The organism is Granulicatella elegans ATCC 700633 (assembly GCF_000162475.2).
Taxonomy (GTDB): domain Bacteria; phylum Bacillota; class Bacilli; order Lactobacillales; family Aerococcaceae; genus Granulicatella; species Granulicatella elegans.
The window spans coordinates 1,547,951-1,571,508 of sequence record NZ_KI391971.1; the positions used below are offsets into that span (position 1 = coordinate 1,547,951).

At 31.8% G+C, this 23,558-nt stretch carries 22 protein-coding genes and 2 other annotated features; of the genes, 6 read left to right on the forward strand and 16 right to left on the reverse strand.

From position 1 onward, the window contains the following. Window positions 1-12: 12 nt before the first annotated feature. The 16 genes from HMPREF0446_RS07365 to dnaA all read right to left on the reverse strand — a co-directional run bounded on the left by HMPREF0446_RS07365 (window position 13) and on the right by dnaA (window position 18,656). A complete protein-coding gene (locus tag HMPREF0446_RS07365; RefSeq protein WP_006703120.1) occupies window positions 13-2,046 on the reverse strand; it encodes a DHH family phosphoesterase in 2,034 nt (677 codons plus the stop codon). A 180-nt stretch (window positions 2,047-2,226) separates the two neighbouring features. Beyond that, window positions 2,227-2,469: a 30S ribosomal protein S18 gene (rpsR, locus tag HMPREF0446_RS07370; protein WP_006703119.1), complete on the reverse strand. Its 243-nt coding sequence runs from the start codon at window positions 2,467-2,469 to the stop codon at window positions 2,227-2,229. 19 nt (window positions 2,470-2,488) lie between these two features. After that, the gene (gene ssb, locus HMPREF0446_RS07375; RefSeq protein WP_006703118.1) at window positions 2,489-2,992 is read right to left on the reverse strand and encodes a single-stranded DNA-binding protein; all 504 of its coding nucleotides are present in this window, start codon (window positions 2,990-2,992) and stop codon (window positions 2,489-2,491) included. A gap of 36 nt (window positions 2,993-3,028) precedes the next feature. After that, the gene (gene rpsF, locus HMPREF0446_RS07380; RefSeq protein ID WP_006703117.1) at window positions 3,029-3,334 is read right to left on the reverse strand and encodes a 30S ribosomal protein S6; all 306 of its coding nucleotides are present in this window, start codon (window positions 3,332-3,334) and stop codon (window positions 3,029-3,031) included. 173 nt (window positions 3,335-3,507) lie between these two features. Further along, entirely contained in the window at window positions 3,508-4,647 is a 1,140-nt protein-coding gene (locus HMPREF0446_RS07385; RefSeq protein ID WP_006703116.1) for a 5-methyltetrahydropteroyltriglutamate--homocysteine S-methyltransferase, read from the reverse strand. Window positions 4,648-4,665: 18 nt separating this feature from the next. Next, window positions 4,666-5,418 carry a cyclase family protein gene (locus HMPREF0446_RS07390; protein WP_006703115.1) on the reverse strand — a complete coding sequence of 251 codons (753 nt, stop codon included), beginning with the start codon at window positions 5,416-5,418 and terminating at the stop codon, window positions 4,666-4,668. A gap of 85 nt (window positions 5,419-5,503) precedes the next feature. Next, window positions 5,504-6,637, reverse strand: coding sequence for a 5-methyltetrahydropteroyltriglutamate--homocysteine S-methyltransferase (locus HMPREF0446_RS07395; RefSeq protein WP_006703114.1), 1,134 nt, complete (start codon window positions 6,635-6,637; stop codon window positions 5,504-5,506). Between the two features lie 42 nt (window positions 6,638-6,679). Next, window positions 6,680-6,905, reverse strand: a binding site (T-box leader). 179 nt (window positions 6,906-7,084) lie between these two features. Further along, a complete protein-coding gene (locus HMPREF0446_RS07400; RefSeq protein WP_006703113.1) occupies window positions 7,085-7,270 on the reverse strand; it encodes a hypothetical protein in 186 nt (61 codons plus the stop codon). 27 nt (window positions 7,271-7,297) lie between these two features. Continuing rightward, on the reverse strand, window positions 7,298-8,917 hold the full coding sequence (locus HMPREF0446_RS07405) for a hypothetical protein (protein WP_006703112.1): 1,620 nt from the start codon (window positions 8,915-8,917) through the stop codon (window positions 7,298-7,300). Then, entirely contained in the window at window positions 8,898-9,650 is a 753-nt protein-coding gene (locus HMPREF0446_RS07410; protein ID WP_006703111.1) for an ABC transporter ATP-binding protein, read from the reverse strand. Before HMPREF0446_RS07410 ends, HMPREF0446_RS07405 begins: the two co-directional genes overlap by 20 nt. Window positions 9,651-9,845: 195 nt before the next feature. Further along, window positions 9,846-12,398, reverse strand: a complete 2,553-nt coding sequence (gyrA, locus tag HMPREF0446_RS07415; RefSeq protein ID WP_006703110.1) for a DNA gyrase subunit A — start codon at window positions 12,396-12,398, stop codon at window positions 9,846-9,848. A 24-nt stretch (window positions 12,399-12,422) separates the two neighbouring features. Next, a complete protein-coding gene (gene gyrB, locus HMPREF0446_RS07420) occupies window positions 12,423-14,360 on the reverse strand; it encodes a DNA topoisomerase (ATP-hydrolyzing) subunit B (RefSeq protein WP_006703109.1) in 1,938 nt (645 codons plus the stop codon). 23 nt (window positions 14,361-14,383) lie between these two features. Continuing rightward, window positions 14,384-15,493, reverse strand: a complete 1,110-nt coding sequence (gene recF / locus HMPREF0446_RS07425; protein ID WP_006703108.1) for a DNA replication/repair protein RecF — start codon at window positions 15,491-15,493, stop codon at window positions 14,384-14,386. Next, the gene (yaaA, locus tag HMPREF0446_RS07430; RefSeq protein WP_020991435.1) at window positions 15,480-15,725 is read right to left on the reverse strand and encodes a S4 domain-containing protein YaaA; all 246 of its coding nucleotides are present in this window, start codon (window positions 15,723-15,725) and stop codon (window positions 15,480-15,482) included. Before yaaA ends, recF begins: the two co-directional genes overlap by 14 nt. A gap of 227 nt (window positions 15,726-15,952) precedes the next feature. Beyond that, window positions 15,953-17,110, reverse strand: a complete 1,158-nt coding sequence (gene dnaN, locus HMPREF0446_RS07435) for a DNA polymerase III subunit beta (protein WP_006703106.1) — start codon at window positions 17,108-17,110, stop codon at window positions 15,953-15,955. A gap of 178 nt (window positions 17,111-17,288) precedes the next feature. After that, entirely contained in the window at window positions 17,289-18,656 is a 1,368-nt protein-coding gene (dnaA, locus tag HMPREF0446_RS07440; RefSeq protein WP_006703105.1) for a chromosomal replication initiator protein DnaA, read from the reverse strand. 516 nt (window positions 18,657-19,172) lie between these two features. Here dnaA and rpmH point away from each other — a divergent pair. From rpmH to HMPREF0446_RS07470, 6 genes are all read left to right on the forward strand, one after another. Next, window positions 19,173-19,307, forward strand: coding sequence for a 50S ribosomal protein L34 (gene rpmH, locus HMPREF0446_RS07445; RefSeq protein ID WP_006703104.1), 135 nt, complete (start codon window positions 19,173-19,175; stop codon window positions 19,305-19,307). A gap of 65 nt (window positions 19,308-19,372) precedes the next feature. Then, window positions 19,373-19,759: a ribonuclease P protein component gene (rnpA, locus tag HMPREF0446_RS07450; RefSeq protein ID WP_006703103.1), complete on the forward strand. Its 387-nt coding sequence runs from the start codon at window positions 19,373-19,375 to the stop codon at window positions 19,757-19,759. Further along, window positions 19,743-20,558 (forward strand): membrane protein insertase YidC, encoded by an 816-nt coding sequence (gene yidC, locus HMPREF0446_RS07455; RefSeq protein WP_006703102.1) that lies wholly within the window; start codon window positions 19,743-19,745, stop codon window positions 20,556-20,558. Before rnpA ends, yidC begins: the two co-directional genes overlap by 17 nt. Before the next feature lie 71 nt (window positions 20,559-20,629). Further along, entirely contained in the window at window positions 20,630-21,376 is a 747-nt protein-coding gene (gene jag, locus HMPREF0446_RS07460) for an RNA-binding cell elongation regulator Jag/EloR (protein WP_006703101.1), read from the forward strand. Between the two features lie 334 nt (window positions 21,377-21,710). Beyond that, window positions 21,711-22,559 carry a helix-turn-helix domain-containing protein gene (locus HMPREF0446_RS07465; protein WP_006703100.1) on the forward strand — a complete coding sequence of 283 codons (849 nt, stop codon included), beginning with the start codon at window positions 21,711-21,713 and terminating at the stop codon, window positions 22,557-22,559. A gap of 126 nt (window positions 22,560-22,685) precedes the next feature. Continuing rightward, window positions 22,686-22,907, forward strand: a complete 222-nt coding sequence (locus HMPREF0446_RS07470; protein WP_020991436.1) for a hypothetical protein — start codon at window positions 22,686-22,688, stop codon at window positions 22,905-22,907. 389 nt (window positions 22,908-23,296) lie between these two features. Then, window positions 23,297-23,558: a sequence feature (16S ribosomal RNA rRNA prediction is too short), on the forward strand.

A 23,558-nucleotide genomic window follows, 5' to 3' on the forward strand; every position in this document is an offset into this window, starting at 1 on the left:
TTTTCTTACCTCCTATAAATCTATATCATTTCCTAATTCAGAAATCACTTCTTTTAATTGAATAACAGCCTCTGCAATCGTAGTATCACTTAATTGAGTAGCTGCATTTGAGAGGTGTCCACCACCACCCATTTTTTCCATTACACGTTGTACATTTTTATTTCCTAAACTTCGACCACTAATACCAATACGTCCATCTTCACGTTTTGTAACAACAAATGAAGCATCAATATTTTCCATTGAAAGCATCATATCTGCTGTTTGTGCAGCCACCACTGTTGGATAAGGAGTATCTTCTTCTCCTTGTACAATACCAATATTATTTTCTAATAAAATTAATGAATTTAATAAATGACTTCTTAATAAATAAGTTTCAACATTTTCTTTCAATAATCTTTGAATTAATATTGTATCGGCCCCAACTGATTTTAAATAACTTGCTGCATCAAAGGTTCTAGATCCTGTTCTTAAAGTAAAGTTCCTTGTATCTACAATAATACCACCTAACATGGCAGTTGCTTCAATTGGTTGAATACTTTCTACATTATCATTTTGATATTCAAATAATTCTGTAATCAATTCACCAGTTGAAGAAGCATATGGTTCAATATAAACTAATACTGGATTTTTAGGAAAATCTTGGCTTCTTCTATGATGATCAATGACAACAATTTTATTTGCTTGCTCTAATACCTCAGGAGCAGCAGCAATTACTGGGCGACTAACATCCACCAATATGACTAATGTATTTGACGTTAGTTTTTCTAAAGCTTCTTCAGGAGAAATAATATCATCTCTTAAATCTTCTTTTTCTTGAATCACATCCATCAATTTATGGATATCATGTGAATATTGATTTTCATTCGTCACAATCCAAGCTTTTTTATGATTCATATTTGCAATTCTTCGAATTCCTAAACAAGCTCCAATTGCATCCATATCTGGGAACTGATGTCCCATTACAATAATTTCAGATGCCTCTTCCATTAAATCTTTTAATGCTTGAGAAACCATTCTAGCTCTGACTCTTGTACGTTTTTCCATTGGATTAGATTTTCCACCATAGAAACGAGCATCTTCATTTTGAGAACGAACTACTACTTGATCACCACCACGTCCTAAAGCTAAATCTAAGTTAGCTTGAGCATACGAAGCAATTTCTGGATATTTTACATCATTATTATTTTTATCAGCATAAGAGAATCCCATACTAACTGTTAATGGAAAGTTTTGTTTTGCTGTAGTTTCACGAATCTTATCCATAATATCAAATTTTTCTTTTTCCAAAGTTTCTAATGATTTACGATTTAAAAATGCAATAAATCGATCCTCGTCCACTCTTTTCATAAAGATATTATGATTGATAGCCCAACTAGATAATTGATTCGTTACGAAATTGTTTAAATTTGATTTTCTTCTATCATTTAATGACTGGGAAACTTCTGAAAAATTATCTAAAAATATTTGTCCAAATACAATTTGTTCTTCATGATATTTTTCCTCAATACTTGCATATTCTGTAATATCAGTTAAGTAAATCATTCGAATATCTGGATGTACGATTACTTGGTATTTTTTATCTATATGAGTAAAAATATCATTTTCTTTTTGATTTTGAATTTGTCTTTTTACTTGATAATATAATCGTTCATTTAATTCCTTTAATGGAATCCCGATAACATCCTGTCTCTGGAGTTTTTTCTGAAGATAAGGATTTATCCATGTAATATTTTCATTCATATCATATAAAATCATACCTATTGGCATTTTTAAATAGGCATCTTGCTCACCTTTACGTATTTTGTAAGCTAAATCAATTGTATATTGATTTATTTGTTTACTGATATGCTGAACAGAAAAATACACTAATATGGCAAATAAACATAACCAAAATAGAAATATTAATCCTAACCATATATGAGTCACAAAACTCATGATACATAGAATAGTTAAAAGGATTATAAAGGATCCTCCATAATATTTCACAGAAGGAATTTTTAGATAAGATGGAAGCTTTTCATACCATTCTTTAAAATGATTCAACATATGTTTATCACCATCTTTCTATAACTATTTTAACATATTTTAAAGCTAAGGAATACCCTTCATGCTTTTTCAAAATGTTTCACGTGAAACATTTACTCGGACATCAGAGGGAAACTTCTAATGTTTCACGTGAAACATTTTGATAGAAAAAAGGACTGGAAATCCAGTCCTTTGTCTTTATTAGTCTACTGTTGTGAATGGTAATAATCCCATAATACGAGCACGTTTAATAGCAACTGTTAAAAGACGTTGATATTTAGCACAAGTACCTGTTACACGACGTGGTAAGATTTTACCTTTTTCAGAAATGTAGCGTTTTAATAATTCTACATCTTTGTAATCGATATATGTAATGTGGTTTGCAGTGAAGTAGCAAACTTTTTTACGACGACGAGCGCCGCCACCTCTACGTTGTTGAGCCATTACGGTATCCTCCTTTTGATTAGAATGGTAAATCATCGTCAGAAATATTAATTGCTTCTCCATTCGCTAAGAATGGGTCTGCTGGAACATTTCCAAATGATGATGTAGGAGCACTTGGTGAGTTAAAACCACCTTGTGATTGATACTGATTTTGTTGTGAATAACCATTATAAGAATCATTTACTGGACGTTGTTCAGTAACATTTTTTGACTCTAAGAATGAAAAATTATCAACGACTACTTCAGTTACATAAACTTTTTGTCCTTGTTGATTTTCATAGCTTCTAGTTTCAATATGTCCTTCAACTCCAATTAAAGAACCTTTACGAGTAAACTTCGCTAAATTTTCAGCTGATTTTCTCCAAACTCTACAGTTAATAAAGTCTGTTTCTCGAGTTCCTTGTTGATTTGTATAACGACGCTCACATGCAATTGAAAAAGTTCCAACTGCTACTCCATTTGGAGTATATTTTAAGTCTACTGGTCGAGTTAAACGACCTACTAACACAACATTATTGATCATAGTATCTGCTCCTTTCAAGACTTGTTTTACTTAATATTAAGCAAATGCTTCTACTTTAACAACCATATGACGTAAGATGTCATTGCTGATTTTAGCTAAACGGTCGAATTCGTCAATTGCTTTTGCATCTTCAGCAGTGATATTCACTAAATGATAGATACCTTCGTGGAAATCTTTAATTTCGTATGCAAAACGACGTTTCGCCCAGTCTTTAGATTCAACAACAACAGCGCCATTGTCTGCTAATACGGCATCAAATCTTGCAACCAATTCAGCTTTAGCAGCTTCATCGATGTTTGGACGGATGATGTATAAAATCTCGTATTTTGATGTTTGACTCATTGACTGTCACCTCCTTATGGACTTTTGGCCTATTCTTTTGAACAAGCAAGGAGAGTATTAATACTAATACTCACGTTCCATTATTATAGCAGAGAAATTGCATTCTGACAACGATTTTGTATTAATTTTTATATAAAAAACAGTATGCAGAAAATCCACATACTGTTCAATATTTATTTCCAAACTTCACGAACAATTTGATCAATTAGTTTTAATTTATCCCATTGTGCTTCAATCGTTAAAATATTTCCTTCTTCTGTTGAAGAAAATCCACATTGAGGACTTAGACATAATTGTTCAAGAGGAACATATTGACTTGCTTCATTAATACGAGCAATCACTTCATCTTTATCTTCTAAGTCACCAGATTTAGAAGTAATTAATCCAAGTACCACTTTTTGGTCTTTAATATAACGAAGTGGAGTAAAGTCTCCAGCACGGTCACTATCATATTCTAAGAAGAATCCATCTACACGGCAATGACCGAATAAAGTCTTAGCAACTGGTTCATAACCACCACTAGAGAACCATGTTGAACGGAAGTTTCCACGGCAAATATGCATGTTTACTACTAAATCTTCTGGTTTCCATTCAATTACACGGTTTAACACGTCTACATAATCACGAGCAATTTGTTCTAAATCAAATCCACGTGCTTCATAGGCTTCACGTTTATCTAAAGCACAGAATTCTCCCCAACTTGTATCATCTAATTGAATATTACGGCATCCTAAGTCATAGAAACATTGTAGAGCTTTACGATAGGCTGCCACAACATCATCATAAAATAATGCTTCATTATCTTTGTAACGATCAATTGGGATATAGTTTTTCTCACGTACTTGTGTAATTAAATGCAACATACTTGGTGAAGGAATTGTTAATTTAACTGGTGTGTCTCCTGCATGTTCTTTTAAGAATTTAAAATGTTTTACGAATGGATGGTTTTCAGAAAAATCAATTTTGCCAACAATGCGTAAAGTTTTTGGTTTTACATCTTTATCTTTAAACTGAACAGAGAAATGTTCTACTTCTACTAGTTCCACTCCATCTAAGTGTTCTAAAAAGTCTAAGTGCCAGAAAGCACGACGAAATTCTCCATCTGTAATGGATTGAAGTCCAAGTTCTTTTTCTTTTTCAACTAAGGCAATGATTTCTTCGTTTTCTACACGTTCTAGTTCTTCAGCAGTAATTTCTCCAGCACTAAATTTTGCACGAGCTTCTTTTAATCGTTCTGGACGTAAGAAACTTCCTACGTGATCTAAGCGGAAAGGCGCTTTTTGACAACAATTACAATTTTCATGATTTGACATATTTATTCCTCTTTTCTTTTATTCAGCTTCTGGTAAATAAGCAATTGCACGCACAGGTGAACCTGGTGTACGTTTCCAGTTTGGATAAGATATTGAAATGACCGCACCTACTGCAGGAAGTTGATCAAGATTTGCTAATACTTCTACTTGATAAATGTTTTGACTTAGTAAATAATACTCATTTGTTAACCCATGTGCTGCTGCATGAACTCCAGAATCTGTATCTAATGTTTCATGTCCTACTGCTTTTACATGACGTTCATGAATTAAAAATTCTAGTGCTTCTTTACTCCAACCTGGTGTTTGTTGAACGCCATTTTCATCAAGATTACGAACATCATTTTGACTTGGCCAACGATGTGACCAATCACTACGAAAGGCAACAAACGCACCTGATTCAATCTGACCATATTCTTCTTCAAATGCTACTACATCTTCTTTTGTTAATTCATAATTTGGATTTTCAGCTACTTCTTTTGAACGATTAATCACGTACAAAGGTAACAATAAATCTTTTAACTCTAATTCATCAAGGAATCGTCCACCTTCAACAAAATGGCAAGGTGGATCAATATGTGTTCCGTATTGAGTCACTACTGATAATTGTTGTACATGAAAACCATCTTTTAAGGTAAATAAATCTTTTTGTTCTAATGCTGGCAAAGCAGGAAAATGAGGGCTATTAGCATCAATTTGATGGCTTAAATTCACCCATTTTGCTTGTTTTAACGTTTTAAATGCTTGTGTTAATTGTTGTTGAAATGTTGTCATTATGACACTTCCTTTCTAAAAAAATGGAAGGCTATGGATTAACATAAATCTCCCATAGCCCTTTGTTTGCTTTATAATACTAAGTTTATTTTCCCCAAACTTCTTGTGCAATTTCACTAATTAATGCAATTTTCTTCCATTGATCTTCTTCTTTAATTACATTTCCTTCTTCTGTTGAAGCAAATCCACATTGTGTACTTAAGTATAGATTTTCTAATGGTACATATTGACTAGCTTCTTTAATACGAGCAATAATTTCATCTTTATTTTCTAAATCAGCAAATTTTGATGTTAATAATCCAAGAACTACTTTTTTCTCTGTTCCAACTTTTGCTAATGGTTTAAAGTCCCCTGCACGGTCTGTATCAAATTCTAAATAATAAGCATTTACATTTTCCCCACCTAGTAACTCATCTTCTACTTTATTATATCCTCCTTGAGAAATCCAAGTAGAATGGAAATTACCACGACAAACGTGAGTGTTAATCACTAAATCTTTAGGTGCATTTGCAATGACACCATTGTTTAAACGTAACGCACGAGCAGCAAACTCTCTTCTTACTTCTTCTAATGGGCGCTCTTCACGGAAACGTTTTGTAAATCCATCGTCTACTAAAGCTCCCCATGTACAATCGTCTAATTGTAATGTTCTAAGTCCTGCATCATATAAATCTTGAATCACTTCAGAATAAGCTTTAATAATAGCCTCGAATAATTCATCTGTTGTTGAATAAACAGCTTCCCAAGCAGCAACATGCTCTGGTGTACGAATTAATTCAAAATAAAATTGTGAAGGAGAAGGAATAGTAAATTTAACAATCACATCTTCTTCTTTAACTAAATCTCTTAAAAACTCAAAATGTTTAACAAATGGGTGATTTTTCCCATTAATCGGTGCTTTAAGTACTGCAGTATCAGCTTTTGTTTCAATTCCATGAAATAAATAGCCACGTTCCCCCACTACATGTTCTACTCCGTTAAAACCCCAAAAGAAGTCTAAATGCCAGTAAGCACGACGGAATTCTCCATCTGTTACACCTTGTAATCCAGCAGCAATTTGTTTTTTCACAATTTCTTGAATCGTTTTATCTTCCACTACTGTTAATTCTTCTCGTGTAATTTCACCGTTTGCAAATTTTTCTCTTGCTTCTACTAATTCCTTTGGACGTAAGAAACTTCCTACGTGGTCTACTCTAAATGGTGCTTGTTGTTTTGTCATAATATATTCCTCCTAAAATAAAAAATCCTTACAGTTTTTCACTGCAAGGACGAAAATTCGCGTTACCACCTTGTTTTAGAATTATTTCTCAATAATTCCCTCTATAAGTATCTTTATACTCTTGCTATATCGGGCTACCCGTAGATATTTAATCATTCAATATCTAACACTCCAAGGCCATCTTCAAAAATTCAACCTTGATCTCTTTTCACCTACCGAGACTCTCTAAACAAGTTTCCTTCTCTACTCACCTTTTCACAGTGCTTTTCTTTAACTGAACTTAGAATAACAGGAGAAACTGTTCTAGTCAATTATCTAATTATTATCTTATATTATAGTTTTAAACTATACTTTAAACTACAAAAACTCCATAGTTTTCACTATGGAGTTCTATATATCAATATCACCATGGTCTTAAATCATATAAATATTTTTTTAGTAAAGTAATTAAACAATCCCTAATTCTTTTAATAATTCTTCTTTAGAATATTTTTCTCCTTTATCATTAGGATCAATTTGATGAATCATATTTTGATAAAACTCATCTACAACTACTTCACCATTTTCATTAATCATCTCATCAGAAATTTCAGGGAAATCTGTACTTATAGATAATACTTCCTTTTCAGTCATTTCTACATACTCCCCTCTCTTCTATTATTATAAAGCTTTTTTCAATTTTCTTAAATAATATTCACCAAAGAATATCCCTAGTCCATTAAGGATGACAAAAGCTGCAGCTCCTATGATATACCCAATTGTTTCTGGAAGGAAGTGAATAATTGGGAAAGAGGCCACTATACAAAGGATTAAAAGGATAAATAAAATAAACATTAAGAATCCTAATAAAAATTTATTTCCTCGACTTTGTAGTTCAACAATATTACTCCAATTCGGAACACGTAGTCGATAATCTCTTTCAAATCCCCAAGCTGATAATCCAAAACTAATCGAAAACCAAGTAACTATTACTGCTAACACTAATAAAATTGGCATGCGTAGTACTAATAATACAATACTTAATAATAGAATTGGTACAGAAGATTGCGTTAAAAATAAGACTTTAAATTTTTCACGAGCATATTTTTTCATATCAATTGGTAATACTTTTAAATATTCAAAATTATCTCTTTCCAAAGAAAAACCAATACTAGTTAAGTTATTTCCAAAGGAATTCGTCATTGCAAACATTAGTGCAAATAATAAATACGAAAGTAAAAATCGGAAGGTAAAAAATTCTGTAAGATTAACTCCTTCTCTCGTTACTCCAAAAATCATTGGTAATAACATCAAAAACGGTAAAATGCTTGGTGCAATGATTCCTTGAACAATAATGGAGCCTTCTTTCATTAATTGAATATGGTATTTTCTCACTAATTTTGAAAAATTATCCAATGTAAAGCTACGAACTCTTTTAGAATATTGTTGAATTGAACTAACTTCCATCGCTTTTTCATAAAAGGTTGGTAATACTTTATAGTGAATATTTACTAATAAGAGAACTGTAATACCAATCCATCCAATATAGCCAATGATTCCATCAAACGATAATGGATGAAGAATCATCGCATAAAAAGCTTCAAATGGAGGAATAAAAGCTCTCTCTTGTTTCGTTAATATTGAAACAGTATTATGATTAGAAATTAAAATATACAGTAAACCTGAAAAAATAGAAACAAATCCTAATAAAATATTTGAAATAATATTTTTATGCTTTTTAAAAAATGACAAACTTGTCAAATAATGTACAAGTGTAAAAATAAATACTCCTAAAAAGACTAATAAGATGAAGCAGTTAATGATCATTAAAGGAATGGTATACCACAAATCTTTTCCATATTGAATCGGTAAAACGATAAAATAAGCAATAATAGGCCCTAATCCCATTAAAGCAACCATCATAACAGAAATAGCTTTTCCAAGAATAATCTCTACTTCTCTAAAAGCATAAGGTCGATAAGAAGTTAAATCTTTACTTTCGTAAAATACATTATAAAATGCAATAAAACTTTGAGAAAATGTAAAAGCACTAAAAATACTAATCATATTCGCAAATAGGACAGGATTGTTTCCAATAGGGTTTACCAATGAATTTAATACCCCAAAAAAAGCAATATAAATTAATCCAATCATAAGCTGAGAACGAAGGATTTTTTTAGGAATATCAATTTTTTTTAGTGGATTTTTTTCTTGTTTTTGTCGGTAAGCAGCTAATTGAGCAGGAGCAACTGCATATAATAAATTCAACTTTACTAATTTTCTAACAGCTTGTAGATTCATCGACAGTCTCTCCTTCCTTACGTCCCGCTAAAGATAAATAAATACTTTCAAGAGACTCTTGAGGATTATGTTCTTTTAGCTCTTCAATTGTACCGTAAAATAGTAATTCACCTTTTTTCAAAATGGCAATACGATCACATAATTGTTCTGCTACTTCTAATACATGGGTAGAAAATAATACTGTTTTTCCTTTTTCGGCATGTTCACGCATCATTTTTTTCAAATCGTAAGCAGCTTGTGGATCTAAACCAGTTAATGGTTCATCTAAAATCCAAATATCTGGGTCAGATAACAAAGCACCAATGACGAATACTTTTTGTCTCATCCCATGAGAAAATGATTCAATCACATCATAACGATAAGGAGTAAAGTCAAATAACTCTAATAAATACGTTAATCTTTCTTCTATTTGGTTCATTGTTAATTGATAAGAAACTGCAATTAATTCCCAAAATTCATTAGCCGTTAAACGTAAAAATAAATCTGGAGAATCGGCCACGTATCCAATTTTTCGCTTAATCGTTAATGGATCTTGTGATAGAGGAACACCATCTACTTCAATCGTTCCACTTGTAAGTGGTAAAATACTCACTAATGATTTAATAGTCGTAGATTTTCCTGCACCATTATGTCCGATTAATCCAACAATTTCTCCACTTTCAATTGTTAAGTTTAAGTTGTTTAAAGCTACCTTATCTCCATATTTTTTTGTTGCTTGTTTAAATTCAATCATAATAAACTTCCTCCCATCTTGTAATTACGCTGATTATACACCTAAAAATAGCGCTTTACTAGTGACTAAAGTCTAATTTTTCAAAGGATTGCTTATTTTTTGTATCTTCATCATAAATAGAAAAAAGACTTTTCCTCAAAGCATATAAGTGAGTTTAACACCTTTGCTCATTTAGAAAAGTCTAATTTTATTGTTTTATTCTTGTTCGTCTACTAATTCTTGTGCGAAGTTTTGTAAGTTTTCGGTTACTTTTTCAGAAACAACTGTTTCTTCTGATGAAGTGACCGTTTCTTCCGCTTCCTCTTCACGATCAACAATGGCTAATGAACTTACAATAGCATCTTGATCTAAACGCATCATACGAACTCCTAGAGCACCACGACCTGTTTGAGAAACATCTGAAGCGTGGAATCGAATGATTACTCCTTTATTCGTCATAATCATTAAATCTTCCTCACCCGTTACAGTTCTTAAGCATACAAGAGGACCATTTTTTTCAGTAATACGAAGAGTTTTAACTCCTTTACCGCCACGACCTTTTAAGGCATATTCGCTGGCAGCAGTACGTTTACCATATCCTTTTTCACTAACGACTAATACTTCACGTTCAGGTGTTAAAATATCCATTCCAATCACGTAGTCATCATCACGTAAAGATACGCCTCGAACCCCTGCAGCTGTACGACCCATTGCACGAACTTTTTCTTCATGGAATGTTACAGCATTTCCGTGGTAAGTTCCAAGAATGATGCCATCTTGACCACTTGTTACGACTACACGAATTAATTGATCATCTTCTCGTAATTGAATCGCACGTAATCCATTTGTACGAATATTTTTGAAGTCTGATAATTTCACACGTTTAACAGTTCCACGTAAAGTTGTAAAGAATAAGAATCTTTCTGTTTCATCAGATTCCGGTACACTAATAATTGCTTGAATTTTCTCAGTTGAGTCTATATTCAATAAGTTAATGACTGGTAATCCTTTAGCAGTACGACTGTATTCTGGAATTTCATATCCTTTTGCTTGATATACTTTACCTGTATTCGTAAAGAATAATAATGAATCATGAGTTGAACATGAAATCATATTTTCTACAAAGTCATCATCATGGACACTCATTCCTTGTACACCACGCCCACCACGACGTTGTGTTTTAAATTCAGAATTTGCTAATCGTTTAATATAGCCATTCTTCGTTAAAGTAATGACTACATCTTCTTGTTCGATTAAGTCTTCATCTTCTAAACTTAAAGCTTCTCCTACTAATAATTCAGTACGACGAGGATTATCAAATTTTTGTTGAATTTCTAATAATTCTTGTTCGATAATTTCATAACGTCTTTCTTCGCTTGCTAAGATTTCATTTAATTCTTTGATAAGTGCTTGTAAATCTGCATATTCTGCATCGATTTTCTCACGTTCTAATCCTGTTAAGCGAACCATTCTCATATCTAAAATAGCTTGAGCTTGTTTATCACTTAATCCATATTCATTCATGAAACGTTCTTTAGCAATATCACCACTAGCAGAACTACGAAGAATCGCAACAATGGCATCGATATGATCCAAAGCTACTTGTAATCCTTCTAAAATATGAGCACGATCTTCTGCTTTTTTCTTTTCAAAAATACTACGACGACGAATCACTTCTTCTTGGTGATTTAAGTAGTGTCGTAAAATTTCTTTTAAGCTTAAAATTTTTGGTTCTTGCCCTACAATTGCTAACATATTAAATCCAAAATTTGATTGTAATGGCGTTAATTTGTATAAATTATTTAAAACGACTGAAGCGGAAACATCTCTTCTCACTTCAATAACGACACGCATTCCTTTACGGTCAGATTCGTCATTTAAGTACGTAATTCCTTCAATTTTCTTTTCATGATGCAATTGCGAAATACGTTCAACTAAACGAGCTTTATTGACCATATATGGTAATTCCGTAATAATAATACGTTCTTTTCCATTTTTTAATTCTTCGATTTGTACACGACCACGAACTGTAATAGATCCACGACCTGTTTCATAAGCTCGACGAATTCCAGATTTACCTAATACAATTCCACCTGTTGGAAAATCAGGTCCTGGTAATACTTCCATCAATTCAGCTGTTGTAACATCAGGATTTTTCATTAATAAATGTAATGCAGAAATGACTTCCCCTAAATGATGTGGAGGAATATTCGTTGCCATCCCTACCGCAATCCCTGTTGCTCCATTAACTAAAAGATTTGGAATACGAGATGGTAAAACTTCTGGCTCACGTTCTGTTGAATCATAGTTATCACGATAATTAATCGTATCTTTATTAATATCTCGTAGCATTTCTAAAGCAATTTTACTCATTCTTGCTTCAGTATAACGCATTGCCGCTGGACTATCTCCGTCGACAGAACCAAAGTTTCCGTGACCATCAATTAATGGATAACGATATGAGAAATCTTGTGCCATACGAACCATTGCATCATAAATGGCAGAGTCTCCGTGTGGATGGTATTTACCCATTACATCCCCAACAATACGAGCAGATTTTTTATGGGGTTTATCTGGCGTTACTCCTAATTCATGCATCCCATATAAAATACGACGGTGAACAGGTTTTAACCCATCACGAACATCAGGAAGCGCACGAGATACAATAACACTCATAGAATATTCCAAAAATGATTTACGCATTGTTTTGGCTAAATCCGTTGGTTCGAATTTTTCTTCGAAAAATTCTAAATCTTTTTCCTCAGACATTTTGTCTCTCCTCTTCTTCAATCATTAAATATCTAAATCATTCACGTCAATAAATTTCGAATTTGCTTCAATAAATTCTCGACGTGGTTCTACTTTATCGCCCATTAACATATCTAACACTTGATCAGCTTCAGCAGCATCTTCAACCGTTACTTGTAACATCGAACGATTTTGAGGATTCATCGTTGTTTCCCATAATTGTTCCGCATCCATTTCTCCTAAACCTTTGTATCGAGAAATTTGTGGTTTTGGACTAGCTGGAAGTTCTTTTAATTTTGCTTCTAATTCCTCATCATTTTGAATATAAAACTCTTGTTTTCCTTGTTTTAATTTATAAAGAGGTGGTTGCGCAATATAAACATATCCTGCTTCCACTACTGGACGCATATAACGATAGAATAATGTAATTAATAATGTTCGAATGTGCGCTCCATCGACATCCGCATCGGTCATAATCACTAATTTATGATAACGAGCCTTCGATAAATCAAAATCTCCACCAAATCCAGTTCCCATTGCAGTAAATAGTGAACGGATTTCATCATTGGCTAAAATTTTATCTAATGATGCTTTTTCAACGTTTAAGATTTTCCCTCGAATTGGTAAAATCGCTTGGAAGTGACGAGAACGTCCTTGTTTTGCAGAACCTCCCGCAGAATCTCCTTCGACGATGAAGATTTCTGAAACACTTGGATCATTACTTGAACAGTCCGCTAATTTCCCTGGTAAATTAGAAATTTCTAAACCTGATTTTTTACGAGTTACTTCACGCGCTCTTTTCGCAGCTAAACGTGCTTTAGAAGCTAAAATCCCTTTTTCAACAATTTTACGAGCAACTTGTGGATTTTCCATTAAAAATTTATCAAAATGAGTCGCAAATAATCGATCTGTAATTGTTCTTGCTTCAGAATTTCCTAATTTTGTTTTTGTTTGTCCTTCAAATTGTGGATCAGGATGTTTAATAGATACAACTGCCGTTAATCCTTCACGTACATCTTCCCCACTTAATTTTTCTTCATTCTCTTTCATTAATTTTTGACGACGAGCGTAATCATTAATAACACGAGTAAGGGCTGTTTTCATTCCAGATTCATGTGTTCCACCTTCATAAGTATGGATATTGTTTGTAAAACTTAATAAATTCGTATGGTATCCTGAAGTATACTGCATGGCTACTTCCACTTGAATACCATCTTGTTCCCCTTCAACATAAATTGGCTCTTCAAATAATACTTGCTTAGATTTATTTAAATGTTCAACATAACTTTTAATTCCGCCTTCATAATAAAATGTTTTTACAACAGGCTCTTCTACTCGCAAATCAGTAATCGTTAGTTTTAATCCTTTATTTAAAAAAGCTAGTTCTCGAACACGATTCGCTAATTTTTCAAAGTCATATACCGTAGTTTCTTGGAAAATTTCTGGGTCTGGTACAAAATAAACACTCGTTCCATGTTTTTCAGTTTGCCCAACAATTTTTAAATCTTCTAAAACAGCACCACGTTTATAAGACTGTTCATAAATATTTCCATCTTTAAAAACTTGTACCGTTAAATCTGTAGAAAGTGCATTAACAACAGAAGCACCTACCCCGTGAAGACCACCGGAAACTTTGTAACCTCCGCCGCCGAATTTACCACCAGCGTGAAGTACTGTAAATACTGTTTCAACAGCAGGACGTCCTGTTTTTTCTTGAATATCAACTGGAATTCCACGTCCATCATCTGTAACACGGATATGGTTTTCAGGTGTAATCTCAATTTCAATATGAGTCGCAAATCCTGCTAAAGCCTCGTCAATTGAGTTATCAACAATTTCCCATACTAAATGATGTAAACCAGCACTACTTGTAGAACCAATATACATCCCTGGACGTTTACGTACAGCTTCTAATCCTTCTAATACTTGAATCTGACTGGCATCATATTGTGCAGCAAGAACTTCTTTATTTTCTTCTGTCATTTTCTATTCTCACACTCCATTTTTCATTGAACTTGACCTTGATGAATTGGATATACAATTGGTTCATTAATAAATTGCTTACGAATTCCATCTAAACTAGTCGTTGTTATGAATGTTTGTACTTTATTTTCAATTGCTTTAATCAAATGTGTTTGTCGATCATCATCTAATTCAGATAACACATCATCTAATAATAAAATTGGATATTCTCCAGTAGCGATGTTCATTAATTCTATTTCTGCTAATTTTAAACTTAATACAGTTGAACGTTGTTGCCCTTGAGAACCAAAATTTTGAACAGGTTTATCATTTAAATAAAAAATCAAATCATCTCGATGCGGACCGACTAAAGTACTCGCTTGTTCTAATTCTCTTTTTTGTACAGCTTCAAATTGTTTTTGATACAATTCTTTTACTTCATCTTGAGACATTCCTTTTTCAATCGAAAGGGATGTTTGATATTTCAATGAAAACTCTTCTCTTCCTAATGAAATTTGTTCATGAATTGGTCTAGCTAAAGCTTCCAATTGTTCCATAAATTCTAAACGATGGTTTAAAATTGCAGTTGCCTTTTCAATGACTTGTTCTGTTAAAACTTCTAAATAAAGATCAGCCGATGATTTTTTAATCGCTAATTGTTTTAAATAATGATTTCTTTGTTTTATAAGGCGTTGATATTCTACTAATTCATGTAAATAAATAGGATTCATTTGACCTAGTTCCATATCCATGAATTTTCGGCGATTTGCTGGGGCACCTTTCACTAATTCTAAATTTTCAGGTGCAAATAAAATGACATTTAATTGTCCTAAATAGGAACTAAGCTTTTTTTGTTCTAAATGATTGACTCGTCCTATTTTTCCTTTATTTGAAAAACGAATTTCTAAGGGAATATTGCTAATTTTCTTTTCTACTTTTCCTTTAATGGTAGCAGTATCTTCATTCCACATAATCAATTCACGATCTTGATTGGTACGATGACTCTTCGTCATTGCCAAAGTATAGATAGATTCCATTAAATTCGTTTTTCCTTGAGCATTTTCACCAATAAAAATATGAACTCCTTTCCCAAATTCAAGAAAAAGTTCTTCATAATTTCTGAAATGATTCAGTTGTAATTCAACTAATCTCATCCATAACTTCCTCAGATTCTCTTTTCACAACAAAAATGCCTTCTTCAGGAATTTCTACACGTGTTTTATCATAAAGTTTTCTACCACGACGATTTTCAATTTCACCATCGACAAATACAACTGTTTCTTGCAAATACCATTTTGCTTGCCCACCTGTTGTAATGACATCAATATGTTTTAAAAATTGTCCTAATGTAATAAATTCTTCTGTAATTGTTACAATCTTTGTCATGATTTTCCTCTTTTCTCTCATTTGGGTATACACACACTAATGTATTATACCTTTTTTTTGGAGAATTCTCAAAGATTTTGAAAAATTTCGCCTATTTTTGCATTTTTTTATAAAATAAATAAAAAACCTTTTTTAAAGGGAAAAATGAAATTTACTAGGATTTTTTCAAAATTTTAAAAATAAGCAAAAAAAAATCCATGATGACAAAAATCATCATGGACTATTTTTTAACCATTAAATGTACGAACTGGTGTAACTAATTGAATAAAACTATATGGAATATCTGAATGATTGTCTTTTAATGTCAATGTAAATGGACGATTCGCTTCTAAAAATTGAATTGTTGCTTCTGAAGAACCAAATAAACGAAGCGCATCTTTTAAATAATCAGGATTAAATGAAACATCCAATGAAGCACCTTCATAATTTTCTACCGTAATTTCTTCTTCAACTTTTCCAATTTCTGGAGAATTACCTGTTAATAAAATGCGATTTTCATTAATCGATAATGTCGCAATATTATTTTTATCTGTATGAGACATTAATGATGCACGATCTACAGCAGCTACTAAATCACTCGCAACAACCGTAATTGCTGTATTAAATTGATCATTGATTAATCGATCTGTATCTGGATAACGTCCTTCTAATAAACGAGAGTAGAAAGAAAGAGTTTCTGTTTGGAAAAGAACTTGATTTTCAGTAATTGCAAAATCAATCGTTTCTAAACCATCAATAATACGTGATAATTCAATTAATGTTTTACCTGGTAAAGTAATTTCAAATGTTAACGCATTACTTGTTTCAGGCATTTCTAAAGGAATAATTCTTTGACTCAAACGGTGAGAGTCTGTTGCGACAGCTTTTAATTGATTATTAGCAATAACCATATGAATTCCCGTTAAAATAGGGCGAGATTCAGCAGTAGAAACAGCAATAGAAGTTTGTAAAATCACTTGTCTAAATAATGGAACAGGTAATGTTAATACATGATCTTTTTCAACTTCTGGAAGTTGTGGATAATCATGAGCCGATAAGCCATTTAATGTAAATGCAGCACTTCCTGCCGTAATCGTTGCTTGTAATTGTTCATTTGTTTCTAAAGTAAATGTATTTTGAGGTAATTTTTTAACAATTTCACCAAAGAATCGAGCAGGTAATACAATTGAACCTGTCTCCACAATAGATAATTGTAATTCTTCATGTTCTACTGGAAGAAAAATTTCAATAGAAACTTCAGAATCACTACCTGTTAAAGTAATCCCTTCTTGAGAAACAACTAATTTAATTCCTGTTAAAATTGGAATCGTTGTTTTCGAAGGAATAGCACGTTGAACGTCTGCTAAATTTTTTAAAAATGCTTGACGATTAATTGAAAATTTCATTTTATGCCTCCTAATGTGTGTCTGTCTTAAATTTAATTTTATTTATAATAAATATAGTAATAGTAGTAGGGCCTGTTAATTTTGTGGAAAACTATTATGTTGCTTTTAAATTCATCATTTTTAATTGTGGATAAGTATTGTGTATAACAATTTAATAACTAGAGTAGTTATCCACATCTTAAAAACCAAGTTTTTTCTTTAAATCATTAACAGCTTTTGTAATGTCACCTTGAAGCTTATATTCTTCATTAATTTTATCATAGGCATGTAATACAGTAGAATGATCTTTGCCAAATTCTGTTCCTAATTTTGGAAGAGAGCTATTTGTTAATTCTCTTGCTAAATACATAGCAATTTGACGAGGTTCTACAATTGATTTTGTTCGTTTTTTACCTTTTAAATCTTCTAGAGAAATATGGTAATAACGTGCAACCGCTTCTTGAATATCTTGAACGGATACAATTTTTTCTTTACTTCCGGGGATAAAGTTTTGCAGAGCTTCAGCAGCTAAATTTGTTGTTATATCTTCACCATGAGTGACAGAATAAGCTTGAACTCTTACAAGAGCACCTTCTAATTCACGGACATTGGATTGAATTTGTCCAGCAATATAGCTTAAGGTATCAGTAGGAATATCAATTCCAACAGCTTCTGCTTTTTTAGATAAAATTGCAATTCTTGTTTCCAAATCAGGTGGAGTAATATCGACTGGAAGTCCAGAAACAAACCTTGAAACTAAGCGTTCTTGCAATGCTTTGATTTCAGTTGGCTGTCGATCACTCGTTAAAACAATTTGTTTTTGGTTATTAAATAGTGCATTAAAAGTATGGAAAAACTCTTCTTGAGTTGCTTCTTTTTCAGCAAAAAATTGAATATCATCTACTAATAATAAATCAACATTACGATAATAATCTCTAAATTCTTGTTGAGTATTTGTTCTCAATGAAGTAATCATTTCATTTGTAAAAGCTTCACTCGTTACGTATTTAACACGTGCATTTGGATTTAGTAATTTATATTGATTCCCAATAGCTTGCATTAAGTGAGTTTTCCCTAGACCAACACCCCCATAGAAAAAGAGTGGATTATATAATTGTCCGGGTCTTTCGCAAACGACTAAAGCAGCAGCATGCGCCATTTGATTTCCTTTACCAATAATGAATGAATCAAATGTATATTTAGGATTTAATAGAGAATCATCTTCTAAATAAATATTTTTCGTTACTTCCTTAATTTCTTCAGTTACTTGAAGTTGTGGGTTAGATTCCATGAATGTTTGTTTTGATGAAAACTCTTGTTCATCAGAAATAATAAACTTTGGTTCAAATGATTTTCTAAAATAATCATAGCCACGTTCCATAACATCCGTTAATAAATTATCTTCCCAGAAATTAGCATATGTTTGAGAAGGAACTTGAATATAAAGATAATTTGAATCAATTTTTAATAATTTAGCAGGCATAATCCAATGTTTAATTGTAAAATCTGAATTTGTTTTTTCAAAATGAGCTAATAAAATTTTCCAAAACTCATCTAATGGATCCATAAAAACACCTCCTTGTGTATGAATAATGTTAAAATCTAAGAGTAAGTGTAGCATTTTTTTTAAAAGTTTTCCACAGGAAATCTATTTTTAACAAATTTTAGTGAATTTGTAATAAGTTTTCCACAATTTTGTGGATAATTTGTAAAATTCTTTTAAAAAATTTACTTATAAACAAGATTTGTTGATAAAACAAACTCAATAAAATAAAGATTTTAGAGTATTATCCACATTTTCCACAAGTTGTGGATAAAATTTTGTAAACAGACTTTTAATTTGTTAAAAAGTTGTGGAAAATATGGGGGAAACTTTAAAAGTTGAGAAAATATTGAAAAATAATTGTGGATAACTATGGAAAAATGAATATTTCTACTAGGTATTTTGAATAAAATATGGTATGATACTCCAGTACAGTGATGCAAGAAACAAAGTATTGACTTTGTTAAGGAATATCATTATAATGATGTAGACTGTCTAGGATAGTTAGACATGACACAGAACTAGGAGGTGCAAGAAGTTATGAAAAGAACATATCAACCAAACAAACGTAAACGTCAAAAAGTTCACGGTTTCCGTAAACGTATGAGTACAAAAAATGGCCGTAGAGTATTAGCAAGCAGACGCCGTAAAGGTAGAAAAGTTTTAGCAGCTTAGATCACTGAACGTCTCAGTGATCTTTTTTTTATAAATGTTTTAAAAACTTAGATAAAGGTGAGTGTATGCGTAAGTCTTATCGAGTAAAGAAAGAGCAAGAGTTTCAACGAGTTTTTCATCATGGAAATTCAGTAGCGAATCGTCAATTTGTGGTTTATCAAATCGATAAATCAAATCAATCTCATTTTAGAGTTGGAATTTCTGTGAGTAAAAAATTAGGGAATGCGGTTGTTAGAAATCGTATAAAACGATTGATAAGAAGTGTATTAACAGAACTAAAGCCACAATTACAGTCTGAGATTGATTTTATCGTGATCGCACGTAAACCTGTAGTATCTATGAATTATCAAGAAGTAAAAAAATGTATGATGCATGTATTAAAATTAGGAAAGATTTTAATAAAAGATGATTATAATGGAGAAAGTAGGGAATTAAGTGAAGAAAAAGCATAAATTAGCTTTAACATTAGCGGTTTTAACATTATTTTTAGCAGCATGTAGTACAACACCTGTAACAGCAGAAAGTACAGGAATTTGGGATCGAGTAATTATTTATAATTTATCTCAATTTATTATTACTTTATCTCATATTTTTGGAAACAGTTATGGTTTAGGAATTATTGTATTTACTATTATAACAAGAATTGTGTTAGTACCTGTGATGCATTTCCAATATAAAACAACAAGACAAACAGCTATTTTACAACCTGAAATTAATAAACTTCGAGAAAAATATTCTGCTCGTGATCATCAAACTCAAGAAATTTTACGAGAAGAAATTTCAGCTTTATATGAAAGAGAAGGTGTGAATCAATATGCTGGGTGTTTACCAGTAGCGATTCAATTGCCTGTAATGATTGCTTTATATCAAGCTATTAGTCGTACAGAAGCTTTAAAAACAGGATCATTCTTATGGTTTAATTTAGATCAACCTGATCCATTCTTTATTTTACCAATATTAGTAGTAGCAACAACTTATGCGACTTCTTGGTTAACAATGAAAATGCAAGACAGTGGAGCAGCTGGCAAAATTATGTTATTTGTATTACCAGCAATGATTGGATTTACAGCTTTAACATTCCCAAGTGCGTTATCATTATATTGGGTTGTAGGGAATATCTTTATGGTTATTCAAACTTTAATTATGAATAATCCATTTACATTTATTGCAGAACAAAAAGCTATTGCACATGAAAAACGTCGTCGTGAGAAAGCTTTAGAAAAAGCTAAGAAAAAACACGGCAGAAGTTAAAGAATAGACTTGTTCAGATTAATAGAACATGAGATAATACATGTAAAATTGCAATATGGAGGATATAAAAGATGACACAAACGATTCGAGTAAATGATGCTTCAGTAGAAAAAGCAATCCAAAAAGGATTACGACAATTACAATTAACACAAGATGATGTAGAAATTGAAGTAATTGAAGAAGGTAAAAAAGGATTATTTGGATTCGGACAAAAAGATGCGGTAGTATCAATTACTGTTAAAGAAAAAATTAAACAAGAAGAAGTAGTTGTTGAAGAAGTCGAAGAATCTTTTGATGACGAAGAATTTGATATTGAAGATAACTATGAAGAATCTGATGAAGCAGTTGAAGTATTAGATAATCATATTGAAGAAGCTGCTCATGTTACAAAAGCTTATTTAGAACAAATTGCTGAAATTTATGGAGCACCAAGTGTAGTTCATGTTGAAGTACAAAAAGAAAAAATGAATTTTGTATTTGAAACAGATAAACCAGGTTTATTAATTGGTAAATATGGTAAAATTTTGAATGCACTACAAGTATTAGCTCAAGTATCTGTACATCGTTTTGTAAAAGGAAGAATGTCTGTACAAGTAGATGTAGGAGACTATCGTTTACGTCGAACAGAAGCCTTACAACAAATTGCTGAAAAAACAGCACGACGCGTGTTAAAAACAAAACAACCGGTATATTTAGAACCATTACCTGCATATGAAAGAAAACAAATTCATGCATATTTAAGTAAAAATAAACGAATTTCTACTCACTCAGAAGGTAAAGAACCACACCGTTATTTAGTTGTAGAAATTGCAGAATAAAATAGTTAGAGACTGGAACTAATTCCAGTCTTTTTTTATATCTTGAAATCAATTAGTATCGGATTAATAAAAAAATATAAATATAAATAGTGGAAAGAAAATACAATATAATAGAAAGAAACTTGATAAAATCCTATTTTTGAGGTTGAAACTTTTCATGAAAAGCGTTAAAATGAGTTACACAGTGTCTTTAGGGAGAGGACAATAAGAAATATGTGTATATTATATAAACTATACAACAAATTTTATATAAGGAAAAATAAATAAAATTATTGGAAAATTTCCTAAAAACAATGTACAATAATAGTGAAAATATATAGTTAGGAGAATCATTATGGATATTCAAGTGTTTATAAGGCGTCGTAAAGAAAAAGGCTTATCTCAGATTGAATTGAGTCATGGAATTTGTACGCAGGCAACTTTAAGCCGATTTGAAAATCATGGTCAAATTCCTTCAATGAAAATTTTAAGTCAATTGTGTGCACGATTGCAATTAGATGTAGGGGACTTATTTGCGAGTGTCAATACTAAAGAAGTTGCTACAAATAAGCTTTTAGATAAAATTGAAGAAAGTATTGTAACAATGGATTATGAATTGGCTGAAAAATTGATTGGAACAATTCAAAAAGATCAATTGAATGATGAACAAAAAATTCACTTGTTATACTTAAGAGGATTCACACAAGTTTTACAAGGGAAAAAAATGGAAGATGATTTGTTTTATTTTAATAAAATTTTAGCAGAACAATATGAAAACCAAGATACATATCTCCATTTAGCTTATGCAGGATTAGGTTTAGTATATCAAAAACAAGAAGATATAGAAAAAGCAGAATACTTCTTTACAAAAGCTATTCAAGAAATCGAAAAACATCAATTAGAAAAAATGGAAGATGTATGGCGTGTATTAATGGTTTTATATCATAGCGCTATGTTCTTTAATAAAAATAATAACTTTAAAAAGAGTAATGAGTTACTAAAAAAAGGAATTGAATTATGTAGTCAATTTCATATTACTTATTACTTATCAAGATTGTATTATCAATTAGCAATGAATTCATTAGAGAGTAATGCAGATAAAGAAGAAGTAAAATTATACTTAAATGATGCAGCTGCTTTCGCTAGAATTAATTCAAATGATGAATTATTGACAGAAATTGAAAAAATTAATGATTCTTTATAATTAATAGAAAATTAAAGTTTAAATAAGTAGGAAGAAAAAGTCTTCTTGCTTATTTTTTGTATTTTACATAAAAAATTATTGAAAAATAAATGAGGGTAATTATAATGGAATAAAGGAGTGATAAAAATGGGTTTACGCTTAAATAAAGATGAATTTCTAAAAAAAGAAAAAGTTATTTTACCAGAGGATATTGAGTTACCATCATTAGAGGAAGAATATGATTTTGATAGTTTTGGAGATTCATTTATTATGATGCCAAAAATGGAAGAAGATCAAAGACAAAAAAATCTTGAAAAAAATATTAAAAAAGAATGGTTAGAACCAATAGATAATAAAGAAGAAAAATAGCTACTATCTTAAAGAAATTTTTATATAAAAGACTTGCAAACAAAAGCTAGCTATGGTAAATTATATACGTTGTTAACGAACGTTCGCTTTTGAAGCGATTACGAAAAAGAAATTTAAAATAAATTTCAAAAAAATGTTGACAATATAAACTACCTATGATAATATATAGGAGTTGTCGCGATAAGCGACGTTGACCTTTGAAAACTAAACAAAGAAGACAAACCAAATGTGTAGGGACTTCACGAAAGTGAAGAAACAACAATTTCTTTTCTCTAAGGAGAAAAACAATAAGTCAGTAATTAAATGAGCTTTCAAAAGCTTATGAATGTATTTTCATGAGAGTTTGATCCTGGCTCAGGACGAACGCTGGCGGCGTGCCTAATACATGCAAGTCGAACGAGAGCGACCGGTGCTTGCACTGGTCAATCTAGTGGCGAACGGGTGAGTAACACGTGGGTAACCTGCCCATCAGAGGGGGATAACATTCGGAAACGGATGCTAAAACCGCATAGGTTCTACAGTCGCATGACTGAAGAAGGAAAAGAGGCTTCGGCTTCTGCTGATGGATGGACCCGCGGTGCATTAGCTAGTTGGTGAGGTAACGGCTCACCAAGGCCGTGATGCATAGCCGACCTGAGAGGGTGATCGGCC

What these genes read in the sequence shown, in the direction of transcription:
- HMPREF0446_RS07365 (WP_006703120.1), bottom strand. Translation starts at nt 2,046, where the DNA reads ATGTTGAATCATTTTAAAGAATGGTATGAAAAGCTTCCATCTTATCTA.
- rpsR (WP_006703119.1), bottom strand. Translation starts at nt 2,469, where the DNA reads ATGGCTCAACAACGTAGAGGTGGCGGCGCTCGTCGTCGTAAAAAAGTT.
- ssb (WP_006703118.1), bottom strand. Translation starts at nt 2,992, where the DNA reads ATGATCAATAATGTTGTGTTAGTAGGTCGTTTAACTCGACCAGTAGAC.
- rpsF (WP_006703117.1), bottom strand. Translation starts at nt 3,334, where the DNA reads ATGAGTCAAACATCAAAATACGAGATTTTATACATCATCCGTCCAAAC.
- HMPREF0446_RS07385 (WP_006703116.1), bottom strand. Translation starts at nt 4,647, where the DNA reads ATGTCAAATCATGAAAATTGTAATTGTTGTCAAAAAGCGCCTTTCCGC.
- HMPREF0446_RS07390 (WP_006703115.1), bottom strand. Translation starts at nt 5,418, where the DNA reads ATGACAACATTTCAACAACAATTAACACAAGCATTTAAAACGTTAAAA.
- HMPREF0446_RS07395 (WP_006703114.1), bottom strand. Translation starts at nt 6,637, where the DNA reads ATGACAAAACAACAAGCACCATTTAGAGTAGACCACGTAGGAAGTTTC.
- HMPREF0446_RS07400 (WP_006703113.1), bottom strand. Translation starts at nt 7,270, where the DNA reads ATGACTGAAAAGGAAGTATTATCTATAAGTACAGATTTCCCTGAAATT.
- HMPREF0446_RS07405 (WP_006703112.1), bottom strand. Translation starts at nt 8,917, where the DNA reads ATGAATCTACAAGCTGTTAGAAAATTAGTAAAGTTGAATTTATTATAT.
- HMPREF0446_RS07410 (WP_006703111.1), bottom strand. Translation starts at nt 9,650, where the DNA reads ATGATTGAATTTAAACAAGCAACAAAAAAATATGGAGATAAGGTAGCT.
- gyrA (WP_006703110.1), bottom strand. Translation starts at nt 12,398, where the DNA reads ATGTCTGAGGAAAAAGATTTAGAATTTTTCGAAGAAAAATTCGAACCA.
- gyrB (WP_006703109.1), bottom strand. Translation starts at nt 14,360, where the DNA reads ATGACAGAAGAAAATAAAGAAGTTCTTGCTGCACAATATGATGCCAGT.
- recF (WP_006703108.1), bottom strand. Translation starts at nt 15,493, where the DNA reads ATGAGATTAGTTGAATTACAACTGAATCATTTCAGAAATTATGAAGAA.
- yaaA (WP_020991435.1), bottom strand. Translation starts at nt 15,725, where the DNA reads ATGACAAAGATTGTAACAATTACAGAAGAATTTATTACATTAGGACAA.
- dnaN (WP_006703106.1), bottom strand. Translation starts at nt 17,110, where the DNA reads ATGAAATTTTCAATTAATCGTCAAGCATTTTTAAAAAATTTAGCAGAC.
- dnaA (WP_006703105.1), bottom strand. Translation starts at nt 18,656, where the DNA reads ATGGATCCATTAGATGAGTTTTGGAAAATTTTATTAGCTCATTTTGAA.
- rpmH (WP_006703104.1), top strand. Translation starts at nt 19,173, where the DNA reads ATGAAAAGAACATATCAACCAAACAAACGTAAACGTCAAAAAGTTCAC.
- rnpA (WP_006703103.1), top strand. Translation starts at nt 19,373, where the DNA reads ATGCGTAAGTCTTATCGAGTAAAGAAAGAGCAAGAGTTTCAACGAGTT.
- jag (WP_006703101.1), top strand. Translation starts at nt 20,630, where the DNA reads ATGACACAAACGATTCGAGTAAATGATGCTTCAGTAGAAAAAGCAATC.
- HMPREF0446_RS07465 (WP_006703100.1), top strand. Translation starts at nt 21,711, where the DNA reads ATGGATATTCAAGTGTTTATAAGGCGTCGTAAAGAAAAAGGCTTATCT.
- HMPREF0446_RS07470 (WP_020991436.1), top strand. Translation starts at nt 22,686, where the DNA reads ATGGGTTTACGCTTAAATAAAGATGAATTTCTAAAAAAAGAAAAAGTT.